This window comes from Streptomyces sp. NPDC048191 (assembly GCF_040652655.1).
Classification (GTDB): Bacteria; Actinomycetota; Actinomycetes; order Streptomycetales; family Streptomycetaceae; genus Streptomyces.
This window is the reverse complement of record NZ_JBEZMO010000002.1, coordinates 87,877-103,765: the sequence shown is the minus strand read 5'-3', so window position 1 is coordinate 103,765 and position 15,889 is coordinate 87,877. Positions and strand designations below refer to the sequence as shown.

General features: G+C 73.0%; 17 protein-coding genes. 7 read left to right on the top strand and 10 right to left on the bottom strand.

The window, feature by feature from the left end:
* Positions 1 to 41: 41 nt before the first annotated feature.
* The 5 genes from AB0D93_RS03480 to AB0D93_RS03460 form a co-directional block, all read right to left on the bottom strand.
* On the bottom strand, positions 42 to 701 hold the full coding sequence (locus AB0D93_RS03480; protein WP_362112216.1) for a response regulator transcription factor: 660 nt from the start codon (positions 699 to 701) through the stop codon (positions 42 to 44).
* Positions 698 to 1,987: a histidine kinase gene (locus AB0D93_RS03475; protein ID WP_362112213.1), complete on the bottom strand. Its 1,290-nt coding sequence runs from the start codon at positions 1,985 to 1,987 to the stop codon at positions 698 to 700. Before AB0D93_RS03475 ends, AB0D93_RS03480 begins: the two co-directional genes overlap by 4 nt.
* On the bottom strand, positions 1,984 to 2,925 hold the full coding sequence (locus AB0D93_RS03470; RefSeq protein ID WP_362112210.1) for a hypothetical protein: 942 nt from the start codon (positions 2,923 to 2,925) through the stop codon (positions 1,984 to 1,986). Before AB0D93_RS03470 ends, AB0D93_RS03475 begins: the two co-directional genes overlap by 4 nt.
* Positions 2,926 to 3,003: 78 nt before the next feature.
* Positions 3,004 to 3,474, bottom strand: coding sequence for a GNAT family N-acetyltransferase (locus tag AB0D93_RS03465; protein ID WP_362112207.1), 471 nt, complete (start codon positions 3,472 to 3,474; stop codon positions 3,004 to 3,006).
* Positions 3,475 to 3,522: 48 nt separating this feature from the next.
* Complete coding sequence (locus AB0D93_RS03460; RefSeq protein ID WP_362112204.1) at positions 3,523 to 4,296, bottom strand: IclR family transcriptional regulator; 774 nt, start codon at positions 4,294 to 4,296, stop codon at positions 3,523 to 3,525.
* Between the two features lie 155 nt (positions 4,297 to 4,451).
* Here AB0D93_RS03460 and AB0D93_RS03455 point away from each other — a divergent pair, with 155 nt between their 5' ends.
* Together AB0D93_RS03455 and AB0D93_RS03450 are read left to right on the top strand one after the other, a co-directional pair.
* A complete protein-coding gene (locus AB0D93_RS03455; RefSeq protein ID WP_362112201.1) occupies positions 4,452 to 5,981 on the top strand; it encodes an aldehyde dehydrogenase (NADP(+)) in 1,530 nt (509 codons plus the stop codon).
* A gap of 34 nt (positions 5,982 to 6,015) precedes the next feature.
* Positions 6,016 to 6,624, top strand: coding sequence for a DUF1349 domain-containing protein (locus AB0D93_RS03450; RefSeq protein WP_362112198.1), 609 nt, complete (start codon positions 6,016 to 6,018; stop codon positions 6,622 to 6,624).
* On the opposite strand, the gene AB0D93_RS03445 is transcribed toward AB0D93_RS03450, so the two are convergent.
* Positions 6,584 to 7,972 (bottom strand): MFS transporter, encoded by a 1,389-nt coding sequence (locus AB0D93_RS03445; RefSeq protein ID WP_362112195.1) that lies wholly within the window; start codon positions 7,970 to 7,972, stop codon positions 6,584 to 6,586. The genes AB0D93_RS03450 and AB0D93_RS03445 overlap by 41 nt on opposite strands.
* A 70-nt stretch (positions 7,973 to 8,042) precedes the next feature.
* Between AB0D93_RS03445 and AB0D93_RS03440 the strand changes: the two genes are divergently transcribed.
* The 4 genes from AB0D93_RS03440 to AB0D93_RS03425 all read left to right on the top strand — a co-directional run bounded on the left by AB0D93_RS03440 (position 8,043) and on the right by AB0D93_RS03425 (position 11,490).
* On the top strand, positions 8,043 to 9,023 hold the full coding sequence (locus tag AB0D93_RS03440) for a helix-turn-helix domain-containing protein (RefSeq protein ID WP_362112192.1): 981 nt from the start codon (positions 8,043 to 8,045) through the stop codon (positions 9,021 to 9,023).
* Entirely contained in the window at positions 9,020 to 9,523 is a 504-nt protein-coding gene (locus AB0D93_RS03435; protein WP_362112189.1) for a GNAT family N-acetyltransferase, read from the top strand. The genes AB0D93_RS03440 and AB0D93_RS03435 overlap by 4 nt, the downstream gene beginning before the upstream one ends.
* A 99-nt stretch (positions 9,524 to 9,622) precedes the next feature.
* Positions 9,623 to 10,342 carry a DsbA family oxidoreductase gene (locus AB0D93_RS03430; RefSeq protein ID WP_362112186.1) on the top strand — a complete coding sequence of 240 codons (720 nt, stop codon included), beginning with the start codon at positions 9,623 to 9,625 and terminating at the stop codon, positions 10,340 to 10,342.
* A 95-nt stretch (positions 10,343 to 10,437) separates the two neighbouring features.
* Entirely contained in the window at positions 10,438 to 11,490 is a 1,053-nt protein-coding gene (locus tag AB0D93_RS03425; RefSeq protein ID WP_362112183.1) for an aminotransferase class V-fold PLP-dependent enzyme, read from the top strand.
* A gap of 4 nt (positions 11,491 to 11,494) precedes the next feature.
* Here the strand turns inward: AB0D93_RS03425 and AB0D93_RS03420 are convergent, their stop codons facing one another.
* Entirely contained in the window at positions 11,495 to 11,992 is a 498-nt protein-coding gene (locus tag AB0D93_RS03420) for a MarR family transcriptional regulator (protein WP_362112180.1), read from the bottom strand.
* A gap of 146 nt (positions 11,993 to 12,138) precedes the next feature.
* Between AB0D93_RS03420 and AB0D93_RS03415 the strand changes: the two genes are divergently transcribed.
* A complete protein-coding gene (locus AB0D93_RS03415; RefSeq protein ID WP_362112177.1) occupies positions 12,139 to 13,203 on the top strand; it encodes an alkene reductase in 1,065 nt (354 codons plus the stop codon).
* Positions 13,204 to 13,274: 71 nt separating this feature from the next.
* On the opposite strand, the gene thpD is transcribed toward AB0D93_RS03415, so the two are convergent.
* Genes thpD through ectB form a run of 3 tightly spaced genes read right to left on the bottom strand, consistent with a single transcriptional unit; the run spans position 13,275 to position 15,885 of the window.
* A complete protein-coding gene (thpD, locus tag AB0D93_RS03410) occupies positions 13,275 to 14,168 on the bottom strand; it encodes an ectoine hydroxylase (RefSeq protein ID WP_362112174.1) in 894 nt (297 codons plus the stop codon).
* Between the two features lie 6 nt (positions 14,169 to 14,174).
* Complete coding sequence (locus AB0D93_RS03405) at positions 14,175 to 14,579, bottom strand: ectoine synthase (RefSeq protein ID WP_362112171.1); 405 nt, start codon at positions 14,577 to 14,579, stop codon at positions 14,175 to 14,177.
* A 34-nt stretch (positions 14,580 to 14,613) separates the two neighbouring features.
* Complete coding sequence (gene ectB / locus AB0D93_RS03400) at positions 14,614 to 15,885, bottom strand: diaminobutyrate--2-oxoglutarate transaminase (protein WP_362112168.1); 1,272 nt, start codon at positions 15,883 to 15,885, stop codon at positions 14,614 to 14,616.
* Between the last annotated feature and the right edge of the window lie 4 nt (positions 15,886 to 15,889).

Sequence of the window (15,889 nt, the reverse complement as noted above, 5' to 3'; positions counted from 1 at the left end):
CGATCGAGAAGGGGGCGATCGTTCCCGAAGGCCCGGATTTCTCATCCCGTCCTCAGGAAACCGGCCTCGTACGCGGCGATCACCGCCTGGGTGCGGTCCCGGGCGCCGGTCTTCGCGAGGACGGCCGCCACGTGCGACTTCACGGTCGCGGGTCCCACGTCCAGCCGCCTGGCGATCTCGGCGTTGGTCAGTCCGCCGGCCATGTGCCGCAGGACGTCGCGCTCGCGTCCGGTGAGTTTGCTCACCCACGGCGCGGTCGGTGCGGCGGCGCGCCCGTGTGCGGCCGCGAGGGCCCGTACGGCCGACGGGAACAGCAGGCTGTCGGTGCGCGCGACCAGCCGTACCGCCTGCACCAGGGCGTCGGCGTCGGCCCGCTTCAGCAGGAAACCGGCGGCACCCGCGCGCAGCGCGTCGTACACGTAGGAGTCGTTCTCGAAGGTGGTCACGATGACGATCCGCGGCGGCCGCTCCATGGTGCCGACGATTCTCTCGGTGGCCCGGATGCCGTCGACCTGCGGCATCCGGACGTCCATCAGCACGACGTCGGGCCGCAGTTCCCGGACCACCGACACGGCCTCGGTGCCGGTGGTCGCCTCGCCCACCACCTCCAGGCCGGGCTCGGCGGTGAGGATGGCGCGCAGGGCGGTGCGGACCATGCGCTCGTCGTCGGCGAGCACGATCCGGATGGCGGACTGGGTCATGCGGGTCCTTCCGGGAGCGGCCGGGCGTGTGGACCGCCCGCTGTCGTGGGCGTGGTCAGGGGCAGCCGTACGGACAGCCGCCAGGTGGTCCCCGACGGCCCCGCCTCCGCGGTGCCGCCCAGCAGCCGCACCCGGTCGGCGACGCCCCGCAGGCCGTGCCCGCCGCCGGGGCGCGGAGCCGGGACGGTGCCCAGCGGGTTCTCGACGGTGATCTCCAGGTGGCCGGCGCCGGTGGCGAGACGGACGGAGACCGGCGCGCCGGAGTGTTTCAGGGCGTTGCTCAGGCCCTCCTGGACGATCCGGTACGCCTCCCGGGAGACCAACGGCGGCAGGGCGGCGGGGTCGGTGCCGACGGTGGCCGTCACCGGCTGCCCGGCGGCCCGGGTCCGGCGCAGCAGCCCGTCCAGGTCGCTCGCGAGGGTGGGCGCGGGGGCGGTGCCCGGTGCGTCCCCGTCCCGCAACACGCCGAGCACGGCGTCGAGTTCACCGACCGTGCGCCGGGTGGTCTCCTCGATGGCGGTGAGCGCCTCGCGGACGAACTCCGGGTCGGTGCCGAGCAGCCGGCGGGCCGCGCTCGCCTGGAGGGTGACGGCGCTCAGGGCGTGGCCGACGGAGTCGTGCAGCTCGCGGGCGAGCCGGTTGCGTACGGCGAGGTCGGCGGCGCGGGCCTCGGCGGCGGCCAGCCGGTCCTCGGGCGTGGGCCCGAGCAGCGCGGGCGCCCAGCGGGCCAGCAGGGCGCCGCACCCCGCGGCGCAGGCGGCGAGCGCGAGCAGCATGAGCGCGCCCGCGACCGGGGAGAGGGCCAGCGCCCAGGCGTGGCCGGACACTTCGGGCGGGGTGACCGCGGAGTGCCGCAGCCCGGCGAACAGGGGCAGGACGATCAGCGTCACCGCGAACGGCGGCACGGCCAGCGACATCCCGGCGATGATCCCGCCGAAGCCGAGGTGCAGCGTGAACCAGGCGGCCGTACGCACCCGTTCGGCCCGCGTCCGGGCCGGGCCGTGGGCGAGGGAGTCCGGGGCGACGCCGCACAGGGCCCGCACGGTCGCGGCCTCCAGCGGCCGGGTCAGCGGGAACAGCGAGGTGACCGCGGCGATCGGCAACCCGAGGGCGAACGAGCCGAGTTGGAGCGGGAGTGACGTGAAGACGTCGTCCACACCCACGACCGGCCCGACGATCACCGAGCCGACGAGGACGTAGGGCATGGCGAGGGCGCCGCCCAGGATCAGGTGGATCCAGCGGCGCCGTGCCCGCCCGCCGAACAGCGGGCGCAACCGTCCCCTCACCGCGGCGCCTCGGCGCTCCGGGACGACAGGAGGCGGGCGACGACGCTCACCACGAGCAGGCCGACGATCATCTGCCCAGCGTAGGTGAGCCCGGTCAGCGCCGTCGGCCGGTTGCCCGTCACCAGCCCTCCCAGCAGCATCCAGCCGCCCCAGCACGCCGCCGCCCCCGAGCCGGTCCAGGCCAGCGCGAGCGGCACGGCGACCGGCAGCGCACGGCCCCGGCGGAAGGCGAGCTGCCAGGCGCCGGTGACGGCCGCGGCGAGGAACAGGAGGTGGACGCACTGCAGGGACCGGTCGCCGCTGCCGTCCGCGCTCGCCGCACCCAGGGCCCGCACCAGCCGCACCGCGCCCGGGAACAGCGCGAGCAGCGCCGCCGCGCCGGCCGCCGCCCGCCGCGCCCCCGTCGCGGTCCCGGCCGGCAGGTCCCGCACCCGCCCCCGCCACAGGTGCCCCCAGCGCTCGCGGGCGTACCCGGTGAACAGCGCGCCCAGCGCCAGCCCTTGCACGATGAACCCGCCGTAGACCAGCGTGAAGACCCAGCCGGCGAGGAAGGGCTCGTCGCCCGCGCCGTCCCCGCCGCCGCTGCCCCGGACGACGAGTTGCAGCGGGAAGCCCACCATGATCGGGGCGAGGAGTCCCACGGCCAGCCACATCGGCACCGCGAGCAGCGCGGCCGGCACCCGCCGGCCCCACGGCCGGGTGAGCAGCAGCGCCAGCACGACGACGGCCGCGTCCATCAGCACGGTGAGACCGTTGGCGAGCGCCAGCGCCGTCCGGTGCTCCAGCAGCGGGCTGCCGTGCGGGATGCCGAGGTGGCTCCCGGCGATCCAGGCGAGCTTGAGGGAAAGGTACGGCAGACAGGCGGCGATGGTGATGAGGCGCAGCGATCGGCGCCCGGCGGTGACGCGGGCGGGGGCGGTGGCCGTGGAGATCGTCATGCCTCAACGCTCCCGCGCGACCAGGGGCGTTCACCTCCTGCGCCCCGACGATCCGTCTCCGCCGCGCGGGGGAGGCGCTCAGCCCTGCAGGACGAGCACGACCTCCTCGATCTCCTTCCCGCGCCCGTTCGCGTACCCCTGGGCCCGCGCCGTCTCGCGGAACCCGCACTTGGCCAGCACCCGGAGCGAGGCGGTGTTGTCGGCCGCCGCCCGCGCGTACAGCGGCCGTTCGGGCACCTCGTCGAGCAGGGCCCGCAGCGCGGCCGTCGCCACGCCCCGGCCCCAGTGGTCCCGGTCGATCCAGTACGTGACCTCGCGCTCGCCGGCCATCCCGTAGACCGCCGCGTTGCCGGCCACCTCGCCGTCGGCCAGGACCGTGCGCAGCACGTGGGCGGAGTCGCGCACCCGTCGCCAGTAGGCCGCGAAGGCCTCTGGGTCGTAGGGGTTCTCCGGGCCGAAAGCGGCCATCCGGACGGCGTCGGGGTCGGTCATCTGCCGGAAGAACACCGGCAGGTCACTGTCCTGGACGGCACGCAGCGCGATCTCCATGGGGTCCGAGCCTACGACGGCACGGGCCCCGGGGCGACGACCGCGCGTTCAGAGCCTGCGGGTCGCCAGCGTCAGCCGGTCCCGCGCGTCGAACAGCGCGTCCTTGATCATCTGCTCGTGGGCGGGGGTGAGCCGGGCCACCGGCACCGAGCAGCTGATCGCGTCCCGGGCCGGCGTGCGGTACGGGATCGCCACGCCGAAGCAGCGCAGGCCGAGCGTGTTCTCCTCGCGGTCGACGGCGAAGCCCTGCTCCCGCACCTGGTGCAGCTCCTCGATGAGCTTCTCCCGGTCGGTGAGGGTGTTCTCGGTGAGCGCGGGCAGCGTCTCCGGCAGCAGCTTGCGCACCTGTTCGTCGGTGTAGGTGGCGAGGATCGCCTTGCCGAGGGAGGTGGAGTGGGCGGGCAGCCGGCGCCCGACCCGGGTGAAGGGCCGCAGGTAGTGCTGGGACTGCCGGGTGGCGAGGTAGACGACGTTGGTGCCGTCGAGCCGGGCCAGGTGGATGGTCTCCGTGGTGTCGTCGGAGAGCCGGTCCAGGGTCGGCCGGGCGGCGGCCACCACCTCGTCGCCGTCGATGTACGACGTGCCCACCAGCAGCGCCCGCACCCCGATGCCGTACCGCGTGCCCGTCGCGTCCGTCTCCACCCAGCCCAGCTCCACGAGCGTGCGCAGCAGCATGTACAGGCTGGACTTGGGGTACCCCACGGATTCCTGCACGGCCGCGAGGGAGTGCATGCCGGGCCGGCCGGCGAAGTACTCGAGCAGCTCAACGGTCCGTACCGCGGACTTGACCTGCGCCCCGCCGCCTGTGTCGCCTGCCGTCATCGCCCTTGACCCCTTCGTCCGACGAGGGCCTGGATATTCAGGACCCGAGATATGTAGTCTCCGAGCAGCACATTCATCATCAGAGACAGTGTTCAGTATATCGAACGCGACTGATGGGTGACCTACTTTTGCGGCCTTACTGGGAGGGACCCGCGGTGGCAGCAGCACCAGTCTGGAGTGTCGACCCGCGCACCGGGAAGCAGCGTGAACAGGTTGCGGTGGAGGCCACAGCCCAGGAGGTGGACGCGGCGGTCCGGGCGGCCCACGCCGTGCGCGGCGCCCTCGCCGACCGTGCGGTGCGCTCCGCCTTCCTGCGCTCGGCCGCCGCGGGCCTGGACGCCGCCAGGGACGCTCTGGTCGAGACCGCCGACGCCGAGACGGCCCTCGGCCCGGCCCGGCTGACCGGGGAACTCGCCCGCACCGGCTTCCAGTTGCGGGCCTTCGCCGACATCGTCGACGAAGGCGCCTTCCTCGACGTCATCATCAACCACCCCGACGACACGGCGACCCCGCCCATCCCGGACCTGCGCCGCTACAAGGTGCCGCTCGGCGTCGTCGCCGTCTACTCCGCCTCCAACTTCCCCTTCGCCTTCTCCGTCGCCGGCGGCGACACCGCGAGCGCGCTGGCCGCGGGCTGCCCGGTCGTCGTCAAGGCCCACCCCGACCACCCGGCCCTGTCCGAGCTGGTCGCCAAGGTGCTGCGCCGGGCCGCCGCCGGGCACGGCATCCCCGAGGACGTCGTCGGTCTCGTGCACGGCTTCGAGGCGGGCATCGAGCTGATCAAGCACCCGCTGGTCGCCGCCGCGGGCTTCACCGGTTCCGTCCGGGGCGGGCGGGCCCTCTTCGACGCGGCCGCCGCCCGGCCCGTGCCGATCCCTTTCCACGGCGAACTCGGCTCGCTGAACCCGGTCCTGGTGACCGAGGCGGCCGCCGCCGAGCGGGCGGAGGCGATCGGCTCCGGCCTGGCCGGATCGATGACGCTGGGGGTCGGGCAGTTCTGCGTGAAGCCCGGTCTGGTGCTGGTGCCGTCCGGTGCGGCCGGCGACGGACTGGTCAAGGCGCTCACCGACGCCGTCGGCGACACCGGCGCCGGGGTCCTCCTCGACCACCGCATGCGGGACAACTTCGTCGCCGGTGTCGCCGAGCGCGCCGAGCTCCCGGACGTGGACGCCCCGGTCACCCCGGGCGCGGGCGGCGAGCACACGGTCAGCGCCGGCTTCCTCACGGTGCCGGCGGGCAGGCTGGCCGCGGAAGGGGCGTACGACCGGCTCCTGGAGGAGTGCTTCGGGCCGGTCACCGTGGTGGCCCGCTACGAGGACGAGGACGAGGCGGCGGCGGTGCTCTCGCGGCTGCCGGGCAACCTGACGGCGACCGTCCAGCTGTCCGCCGGGGAGGCGGCCGGGGAGGGGCGCGGCGCGGAGCTTCTCGCCGAACTGACCCCGCTGGCCGGGCGCGTGGTGGTGAACGCGTGGCCCACGGGGGTCGCGGTGGCGCCGGCTCAGCACCACGGGGGGCCGTACCCGGCGACGACCTCCACGTCCACGTCCGTGGGCGGCACGGCCATCGAGCGGTGGATGCGGCCCGTCGCCTACCAGAACGCGCCCGCCGCCCTGCTGCCGGTCGAGTTGAGGGACGAGAACCCGCTGGGGCTTCCGCGGCGCTTCAACGGCGTTCTGGAGCGCTAGCGCGGGCGCGGACCCCTCCTGAGAGAATCGGACCATGGACGTGGAACTCCCCGAACTCCCCTTCCCCCTGCGTACGTACGGACCCGACGGGCACTGGACGTACGAGGACGGCGTGCTCACCGGATGGGCCGGCCCCCGGCAGGACCGGTTCGTCACGCCCACCGGGGAAGCCCTGGACCCCGCCTCCGACGCGCCCCGGCTGCTCGGGTCGCCGGAAGGGGACTTCCAGTTGATCGCGCGGGTCACCGTCGGGTTCAACGCGTCCTTCGACGCCGGCGTGCTCTACGTCCACGTCGGCGAACGGGCCTGGGCCAAGCTCTGTCTGGAGTACTCCCCGGACGTGCCCACCGTCTGCACGGTGGTCACCCGGGGACACTCCGACGACGCCAACTCCTTCGCAGTGGAGGGGAGTTCTGTGTGGCTGCGGGTCAGTCGGACGGGGCGGGCCCTCGCCTTCCACGCCTCCCGGGACGGGGAGCGGTGGACCTTCGTGCGGCTGTTCACCCTGGGCGACGAGAAGGAGACCGGTGACGCGCTGGTCGGCTTCATGACCCAGTCGCCGCTGGGGGAGGGGTGCGTGGTGACGTACGACAACCTGGAGTTCAGGACGTCCTGGCCGAGCGACCTGCGAGACGGAAGCTGAGGGCGAACGTCACCGTGAGCAGGGCCGCGCTGACGGCCAGGCTCCAGCGCAGGCCGGCCTCGAAGCCATGGCCGAGCAGCGCCCCGAACACCGCGATGCCCAGGCCGCCCGCCACCTGCCGGGCCGAGTTGAGCACCCCGGCCGCCAGACCGGCCCGCTCGGCGGGTACGGCGTCCATCATCGCGGCGGTCAGCGGCGGCACCGTCAGCGCGCAGCCCAGCGCCAGCGGCACCAGCAGCACCGACACCAGGGCCGGGGGCGTGCCGGCGTCGACGGACAGCAGGAGGAGCAGCCCGGCGACGGCCAGTGGCTGGCCCACGAGCATCGGCAGCCGGGGGCCGTAACGGCCCGTGAGCTTGCCCGCCACCACGTTGGTCACCGCGATCAGGCCCGTCATCGGCAGGAACATCAGCCCGGCGGACAGCGCGGAGTGGTGCTGGACCTGCTGGAAGAAGAGCGAGAAGACGAACACCATGCTGTAGAAGGCCACGCTGACCGCGGACCCCGCCGCCACCGCCGTGGCCACGGTCCGGTCGCGGAAGAGGCCGAGCGGCACCACCGGGTGCGGTTGCCGGGCCTCGACGCGCAGGAACGCGGCACCCGCGACGACGGCCACCGCCAGCGCCGCCCAGCCCGCGGGGCCGCCCTCGATCACCGAGAAGGTCAGGGCCACCAGGGCCACCACCGCCGTCAGCTGGCCGGGCAGGTCCAGCGGGGCCGGGTGCGGCCGCGAGCGCGGGGCGCGCACGAGCAGCGCCAGGATGACCGCGCCCAGGGGCAGGTTGACGAAGAAGATGCCGCGCCAGTCCCAGGCCGTGGTCAGCGCACCGCCCGCCACCGGTCCGAGCGCCACCGCCAGCGAACCGCCCGCCGCCCAGGCGGCCACCGCGCGGGCCCGCCGCGCCGGTTCCCGGTACGCCTGCCGCACCAGGGCCAGCGAAGCCGGGAGCACCACGGCCGCCGCGACGCCCTGGACCACCCGGGCGCCGATCAGGAACGGCAGGCTCGGCGCCAGCCCGCAGGCGGCCGAGGCCAGCGTGAACACGGTGGTGCCGAGCGCGAACGCCCGGCTCGCCCCGGCCCGGTCGGAGAAGGCCCCGGTGGACAGCATCAGCGCCGCGAAGGCCAGCGTGTAGGCGTCCACGACCCACTGCAGCCCGGACATCCCGCCGCCCAGGGAGGTGCCGATCGCGGGCAGGGCCACGTTCACCACGGAAGCGTCGAGGCCGATCAGCGCGAAGCCGAGCAGGGCGGCGGTGAGCGTGAGGGCGGCGGAAGGCTTCGTGGGCTCCAAGTCGCCGACGACCGGGTCGAGTTGTCCGACCCTTGGCATCTGGTTCGTAGACATGTCCCCATGCTGCGGGCCCCGGCCGTCGTACAGTAGTGGCCTGAATGCCACGCTCCCGGAGGTTCTGGCCATGCCGCACCGCGTCGCCGTCATCGCGCCCTCGCCCGTGTCGATGTTCAACCTCGCGATCCCGGAGATGCTGTTCGGCAAGGTGGAGCTGGACGGCCGGCCCGGCTACGAGGTGATCGTCTGCACCGCCGACCCCGGCCCGGTCCCCACCACCGGCGGCCTCGACCTGTACGTACGTCACGGGCTCGGCGCCCTGCGCGAGGCCGACACCGTGGTCGTGGCGGGCACCGGGGCGCCGTTCGAGCCGGAGCCGCGGATCGTGGCCGCCGTCCGTGCGGCCGCCGCGTCCGGCAAGCGCATCGCCTCCATCTGCACCGGCGCCTTCCAACTCGCCGAGGCGGGCCTGCTCCACGGGCGCAGGGCCACGACGTACTGGGCGCATGCCGACGAGCTGCGCAATCGCTATCCCGAGGTGCGGCTCCAGGGCGACGTCCTGTACGTCCAGGACGGGCCCTACGTCACCTCCTCCGGCTACGCCGCCGGCATCGACCTGTGCCTGCACATCATCCGCACCGACTACGGCGCCGCCGTCGCCAACGAGGTCGCCCGCCTCGCCCTGGTCGCCCCGGTACGCCCCGGCGGCCAGACCCAGTTCACCCACACCCCGCTGCCGCCCGAGCGCGGCACCGCCTGCTCCGACACCCGCGGCTGGGCGATGCGCAACCTCGACAAGCCGCTCACCCTCACCGACCTGGCCCGGCACGCCGGGGTCTCCGTGCGCACCCTCACCCGCCGCTTCCACGCCGAGAGCGGGGTCAGCCCCCTCCAGTGGCTCCTTCACCAGCGCGTCGAGCGGGCCAGGGAACTCCTGGAGACCACCACACTGCCCATGGACCAGGTGGCCGCCGCCTGCGGCCTCGGCACCGCCGACTCCCTGCGCGCCCACCTGGTCCGCCGCACCGGCCTCACGCCGAGCGCCTACCGCGCCCAGTTCAGCCGCCTCGGAACCGGGACCGACGCCGTCACGTCCTCCGTTGCATGATCAGTGAACGAGTCAGCGGCGCGCTGGTGATCCGCACCGCCCTGCCCGCCGAAACCGGAACCATCGCCGATCTGCACCACCGGGCCCGCTCGACCTACTACCCGGACGGCCTCCCGCAGGCCGACTTCGACTGGGCCGAGGCCTGGCGCGGTTCCATCGAGCGCCCCGACGGCCATGTGCTCTGCGCCGTCGAGCAGGGCCGGATCGTCGCCGTCGCCTCCTTCCGCACCCCGGACGGCGCACCGGCCGACACGGTCAAGCTCTTCCAGTTCCACGTCGACCCCGACCACTGGCGCTCCGGCATCGGTACGGCCCTGCACACGGCCTGCGTGGAGGAGTGGCGGGCCGACGGCAAGCGGACGGCCGTGCTCGACGTGCACGCGGACAACCGGCGCGCCCAGGGCTTCTACGCCCGCCAGGGCTGGGTCCCGGATCCCGGGAACCCGCCTGCCGAGGGCGACCACCATCTCTTCCTGCGCTTCTCCGTCCCCTCGGAATGAACGAGTACGTTCCCCGGGAATGAACGCGGCTGTTTGAACGTTCACGTACCGCTGGCGGGGAGAGTCCCCGCACGGGTACGACCTGGAGAGAGCCGAAGAATGCGCGTCGAGATCTGGAGCGACATCGCCTGCCCCTGGTGCTACGTGGGCAAGGCCCGCTTCGAGAAGGCGCTGGCTGCCTTCCCGCACCGCGACGGCGTCGAGGTGGTGCACCGCTCCTTCGAACTGGACCCGGACCGCGCCAAGGGCGACGTCCAGCCGGTGATCACCATGCTCACCAGGAAGTACGGCATGAGCGAGGCGCAGGCCGAGGCCGGCGAGGACAACCTGGGAGCCCAGGCCGCCGCCGAGGGCCTGGACTACCGCACCCGGGGCCGCGACCACGGCAACACCTTCGACATGCACCGCCTGCTGCACTTCGCCAAGGAGCAGGGCAGGCAGGACGAGCTGATCCAGATCCTGTACCGGGCCAACTTCGCCGAGGAGCGGTCCGTCTTCACCGAGGGCGACGAGCGGCTCGTCGAGCTGGCCGTGCGGGCCGGTCTCGACGCCGGGGCCGCCCGCGAGGTGCTCGCCGACCCGTCCCGCTTCGCCGACGAGGTGCGCGCCGACGAGCGCGAGGCCGCCCAGCTCGGCGCGAACGGCGTGCCGTTCTTCGTCCTCGACCGCAAGTACGGCGTCTCCGGCGCCCAGCCCGCCGAGGTCTTCACCCGGGCGCTGACCCAGGCCTGGGACGAGCGCGCTCCGCTGACGCCGGTCGGTCAGGAGGACGCCGAGGCCTGTGGCCCCGACGGGTGCGCTGTGCCGCAGCAGGGCTGAAACCGCAGGTCGGGGCGGACGTATAAGGACTCCTAAGCGAATCCACGAAAAAATTCGCAATGGACGGGGAGTTCCACGACCCGCACAGTGGGGGCATGGAGACCTTCGAGAGCCTCGTCCGTGCCGAGTTCCACCCGAAGAACACCTTCCTGAACACCGCGAGCAGCGGTCTGCTGCCGGCCCGCACGGTCGCCGCGCTGCACGAGGCGGTGGCCCTCCGGGCCGAGGGCCGTCCACTGGATCCGCTGTTCGACGACGTCGAGGCCGCCCGGGCCGCGTTCGCCCGGCTGGCCGGGGTGCCGGCCGCGCGGGTCGCGGCCGGTCCGTCGGTCTCCGCCCAGACCGGGCTCATCGCCGCCTCGCTGCCCGCGGGCGCCGAAGTGCTCACCGCCGAGGACGACTTCACCTCGGTGCTGAACCCGTTCCACGTGCGCGGCGACCTCAAGGTCCGCGCGGTCCCGCTGGAGCGGCTCGCCGAGTCCGTCCGCCCGGACACCGCGCTGGTCGCGGTCAGCGCCGCGCAGTCCGCCGACGGCCGGGTCGCCGACCTGGCCGCCCTGCGCGAGGCGGCCCGCACCCACGGCGCGCGCACCTACGTGGACTTCTCCCAGGCCGCGGGCTGGCTGCCGATGGACGCCACCGCCTACGACTTCACTGTGGCGACGACCTTCAAGTGGCTCGTCGGCCCGCACGGGGCGGCCTTCCTCGTCGTCCCGGAGGACTTCGGCGAGCTGACCCCGCTGCTGGCGGGCTGGGTCGCGGCGGAGGAACCGTGGAACAGCTGCTACGGCCCGGTGGCCGAACTCGCCCACTCCGCGCGGAGGTTCGACGTCAGCCCCGCCCTGTTCACCTACTCCGGGGTGCGCCGCTCGCTGGCCCTGATCGAGGAGCTGGGCGTGGCCGCCGTGCAGGCGCACGACCTGGCGCTGGCCGACCGGTTCCGCGCCGGGCTCGGCTCGCTCGGCCACGAGCCGCTGCCCGCCCCCGGCTCGGCGATCGTCTCCGTCCCCGGACTCGGCCGCCGCCAGCCGGAGTTGAGCCGCGCCGGTATCGAGGTCTCGGACCGCGCGGGCAATCTGCGGGCGTCCTTCCACCTCTACAACACGGAAGCGGACGTGGACCGCCTGCTGGACGTGCTGTCCGGCTGACCGGTCAGCCCCGCTCCGCACCCCGCTCGCACAGGTTGGCCTCGACCCGGCCGAGCAGCGTCAGCAGCTGCTCGCGCTCGGCCGGGGCCAGCCCGGCGAGGCTCCGGTCCTCCAGCGCGCCCCACGCCCGCTCCACCTCGGTCAGCAGCCGGGTGCCGGACTCCGTCGCCTCCACCAGTACCGCACGCCGGTCCGCCGGGTCCGGCAGCCGCCGTACGTGCCCGGCCTGCTCCAGCCGCTGGAGCATCTTCGTCACCGTGGACGGGTCCAGGCCGAGCATCCGGATCAGGTCCGACTGCCGGGCCGGTCCGCTCTCCCACAGGGACATCATCACCAGCTCCTGGCCCGGGTAGAGCCCGAGCTCGCGCAGCAGTGCGCCGGCGGCGGTGCGGTGCAGCCGTGCCACCCGGCTCAGCGCATGGCTGACCGGGCCGCCCCGGGCGGCGGCGGGCAGGGCGCAGCCGTGCCCGGCCGCGTCCGCGGGTTCCCTGGTGGCGTCCATCGCTTGCTCCCGCACCTCTTCCCACTGCACGCCGATCGTCGTCGCAGCCTACTCACGGGAATTTACTTGGTCGGCCAATGATTGGAGTACAGTGAAGCCGGCCGCTTTACTTGGCCGACCAACTAAACGGACCTGTGGGAGCCCCCATGACCACTGCCTTCGACCCGATCGACCTGCCCGGCCTCCGGCTGGCCAACCGCATCGTCATGGCCCCGATGACCCGCAGCCGTGCCGCGGCGGGCGGTCTGCCCACCGGCCTCACCGCCGAGTACTACGCCCAGCGCGCCTCCGCGGGCCTGATCGTCACCGAGGGCATCCAGCCCTCGGCGGTGGGCCAGGGCTACCCGGACACCCCGGGGCTGCACACACCCGGGCAGGTCGCCGCCTGGCGAGCCGTCACCGACGCCGTGCACGCGGCCGGGGGCCGGATCTTCGCCCAGCTCATGCACACCGGCCGGATCGGCCACCCCGACCTGCTGCCCGAGGGCCTGGTCAACGTCGCCCCCTCGGCGGTGGCGGCCGCCGGCCAGGTCTACACCCACGAGGGGCCGAAGGACTTCGTCACGCCCCGCGAACTGACGGACCAGGAGATCCGGGACACGATCGCCGACTACGCCGACGCCGCCCGGGGTGCCGTCGAGGCCGGCTTCGACGGAGTCGAACTCCACGGCGCCAACGGCTACCTGATCCACCAGTTCCTGGCACCCGGCAGCAACCGGCGCACCGACGAGTGGGGCGGCCCGGTGGAGGGCCGTATCCGCTTCGCGGTGGCGGCCGTCGAGGCCGTCGCCGAGGCCATCGGCGCCGGGCGCACCGCCCTGCGCCTGTCCCCGGGCAACCCGTTCAACGGCATCGAGGAACCGGAGCCGGAGCCGACGTACCTCGCGCTGGCCGACGCACTGGAACCGCTGGGACTGGCCTATCTGCACGTGATGGAGGCGGTACCGGGCACCCGGGAGACGACCGCGGCCCTGCGCAAGCGGTTCAGCGGGGTGTTCGTGCTCAACCCGGCCACCGAGGGGCCGACCGGACCGGACGCGCTGGACCTGATCGAGGACGGCACCGCCGATGTGATCGCCTACGGCCGGCTGTTCCTCGCCAACCCCGATCTGCCGGCCCGCCTGCGGACGGGCGGCCCATTCAACGCGGCCGACCCCGCGACCTTCTACGGCGGCGGTGCCGAGGGATACACCGACTATCCCGCCCTGTGACCCACGCCAGGGGCCTCCACCACGGCGGTGGAGGCCCCTGCGGCACATCGGGGGTTCGGCGGACCGGGGGTTCAGCGGACGGGAGTGAAGTCCCGCGCCCCGATGAACTCGGGGCGCCGGATCGGCGCCGAGAACGGCTCCACCGCCGTGTTCTCCACGCTGTTGAACACGATGAAGACGTTGCTGCGCGGGAACGGCGTGATGTTGTCGCCCGAGCCGTGCATGCAGTTGCAGTCGAACCAGGTCGCCGAGCCGGCCCTGCCGGTGAACAGCCGGATGCCGTGCTCGCCCGCCAGCGAGGTCAGCGCCTCGTCCGAGGGCGTGCCCGCGTCCTGCATCTGCAGCGACTTCTTGTAGTTGTCCTTGGGCGTGGCGCCGGCGCAGCCCAGGAACGTCCTGTGCGAGCCCGGCATGATCATCAGGCCGCCGTTGGTGTCGAAGTTCTCGGTCAGCGCGATCGAGACGGACACCGTGCGCATGTTCGGCAGACCGTCCTCGGCGTGCCAGGTCTCGAAGTCCGAGTGCCAGTAGAAGCCGCTCGCGCCGAAGCCGGGCTTGACGTTGATCCGGGACTGGTGGACGTACACGTCCGAGCCGAGGATCTGCCGGGCCCGGCCGACCACGCGCGGATCGCGCACCAGGTTCGCGAACACCTCGCTGATCCGGTGCACCTCGAAGACCGAGCGGATCTCCTTCGACTTCGGCTCGACGATGGAGCGCTCGTCGGCGCGGATCGCCGGGTCGGTGACCAGCCGGTCCAGCTCGCCCCGGTAGACCTCCACCTCGTCCGGGGTGATCAGCTGGTCGATGGCGAGGAAGCCGTCACGCTCGTACGCCTGCAGATCGGCCGCGGGGATCGGGCCCGGGGTGTCCGGGGCACCCCAGACGACCGGGTCCTGGCGCGGCACGGTCACCTCGGTGGTGCCGCGGGTCGGGTAGAGATCGGTGACGCTGGCAGTGGTCATGGGTTCTCACACCTCCTCGGGCTCGGTGAGCAGCGGGTAGACACCGTTCTCGTCGTGGTCCTCCCGTCCGGTCACCGGCGGGTTGAACACGCAGATGCAGTGGAAGTCCTCCTTGACGCGCAGCGTGTGCCGCTCGTGCCCGTTCAGGAGGTACATGGTGCCGGGCGTGATGGTGTACGTCTGCCCGGTCTCGCGGTCGGTCAGTTCGGCCTCACCCCGGGTGCAGACGACGGCCTCGATGTGGTTGGCGTACCACATGTGCGTCTCGGTGCCGGCGTACAGGATGGTCTCGTGCACGGAGAAGCCGACCCGCTCCTTGGCGAGGACGATCCGCTTGCTCTCCCAGGTACCGGACTTCGACTTCACGTGCCGGTCGGTGCCTTCGATGTCCTTGAACGATCGGACGATCACGGTGGTGTTCTCTCTCGGTTGGTCAGAGGTTCGGTCAGACGGTTTCCCGGACGGCACGGGCGAGGACGCTCAGGCCCTCGTCCAGCTCGTCGGGGGTGACGGTGAGGGCGGGCAGCAGTTTGACGACCTCGCCCTCGGGGCCGGACGTCTCGATGAGCAGCCCGAGTTCGAAGGCCCGCCGCGCGATCCGCGAGGCCCGGTCCTTGTCGTGGAACTCCATGCCCCACACCAGGCCGCGCCCGCGGTACTCCTTCACATCGGCGAGGTTCTCCTCGGTGATGGCGATCAGCGCCTGCTCGACCTGCTCACCACGGGCGCGGGTCTGCTTCTCCATGGCCGAGCCGTCGGTCCAGTACGCCTCCAGGGCCGCCGTGGCGGTGACGAACGCGGGGTTGTTGCCGCGGAAGGTGCCGTTGTGCTCGCCCGGCTCCCAGACGTCCAGCTCCGGCTTGAACAGGCACAGCGACATCGGCAGCCCGTAGCCGCTGATCGACTTGGAGACGGTGACGATGTCGGGTGTGATCCCGGCCTCCTCGAACGAGAAGAAGGCACCCGTCCGCCCGCAGCCCATCTGGATGTCGTCGACGATCAGCAGCATGTCCTGCCGCTCGCACAGCTCCTTCAGCGCGCGCAGCCACTCGGGCCGGGCGACGTTGATGCCGCCCTCGCCCTGCACGGTCTCCACGATCACCGCGGCGGGCTTGTTGAGGCCGGAGCCCTGGTCCTCCAGGAGCCGCTCGAACCACAGGAAGTCCGGGACCGTGCCGTCGAAGTAGTTGTCGAACGGCATCGGGGTGCCGTGCACCAGCGGGATCCCGGCGCCGGCCCGCTTGAAGGCGTTGCCGGTCACGGCGAGCGAGCCCAGCGACATGCCGTGGAAGGCGTTCGTGAACGACACGATCGCCTCCCGCCCCTTCACCTTCCGGGCGAGCTTCAGCGCCGACTCCACGGCGTTGGTGCCCGTCGGCCCCGGGAACATGACCTTGTACGGCAGGTCGCGCGGACGCAGCACCAGGTCCTGGAAGGTCTGCAGGAAGGACCGCTTGGCCGTGGTCGACATGTCCAGCCCGTGGGTCACACCGTCCCGGGACAGATAGTCGATCAACGCCCGTTTGAGTACGGGGTTGTTGTGGCCGTAATTGAGTGAGCCGGCACCGGCGAAGAAGTCGAGGTACGCATGACCGTCCTCGTCGTACATCCGGCTGCCCTGCGCGCGGTCGAAGACCGTGGGCCAGCCGCGGCAGTAGCTGCGCACCTCGGACTCGAGGGTCTCGAAGACACTGAGGTCGGGCTGGGTGATGGTCACGGTG

Bases quoted from the DNA above. Each gene is read 5' to 3' on its own strand.
- AB0D93_RS03480 (WP_362112216.1), bottom strand. From the start codon at position 701: ATGACCCAGTCCGCCATCCGGATCGTGCTCGCCGACGACGAGCGCATG.
- AB0D93_RS03470 (WP_362112210.1), bottom strand. From the start codon at position 2,925: ATGACGATCTCCACGGCCACCGCCCCCGCCCGCGTCACCGCCGGGCGC.
- AB0D93_RS03465 (WP_362112207.1), bottom strand. From the start codon at position 3,474: ATGGAGATCGCGCTGCGTGCCGTCCAGGACAGTGACCTGCCGGTGTTC.
- AB0D93_RS03460 (WP_362112204.1), bottom strand. From the start codon at position 4,296: ATGACGGCAGGCGACACAGGCGGCGGGGCGCAGGTCAAGTCCGCGGTA.
- AB0D93_RS03450 (WP_362112198.1), top strand. From the start codon at position 6,016: ATGGACGTGGAACTCCCCGAACTCCCCTTCCCCCTGCGTACGTACGGA.
- AB0D93_RS03445 (WP_362112195.1), bottom strand. From the start codon at position 7,972: ATGTCTACGAACCAGATGCCAAGGGTCGGACAACTCGACCCGGTCGTC.
- AB0D93_RS03440 (WP_362112192.1), top strand. From the start codon at position 8,043: ATGCCGCACCGCGTCGCCGTCATCGCGCCCTCGCCCGTGTCGATGTTC.
- AB0D93_RS03435 (WP_362112189.1), top strand. From the start codon at position 9,020: ATGATCAGTGAACGAGTCAGCGGCGCGCTGGTGATCCGCACCGCCCTG.
- AB0D93_RS03430 (WP_362112186.1), top strand. From the start codon at position 9,623: ATGCGCGTCGAGATCTGGAGCGACATCGCCTGCCCCTGGTGCTACGTG.
- AB0D93_RS03425 (WP_362112183.1), top strand. From the start codon at position 10,438: ATGGAGACCTTCGAGAGCCTCGTCCGTGCCGAGTTCCACCCGAAGAAC.
- AB0D93_RS03420 (WP_362112180.1), bottom strand. From the start codon at position 11,992: ATGGACGCCACCAGGGAACCCGCGGACGCGGCCGGGCACGGCTGCGCC.
- AB0D93_RS03415 (WP_362112177.1), top strand. From the start codon at position 12,139: ATGACCACTGCCTTCGACCCGATCGACCTGCCCGGCCTCCGGCTGGCC.
- thpD (WP_362112174.1), bottom strand. From the start codon at position 14,168: ATGACCACTGCCAGCGTCACCGATCTCTACCCGACCCGCGGCACCACC.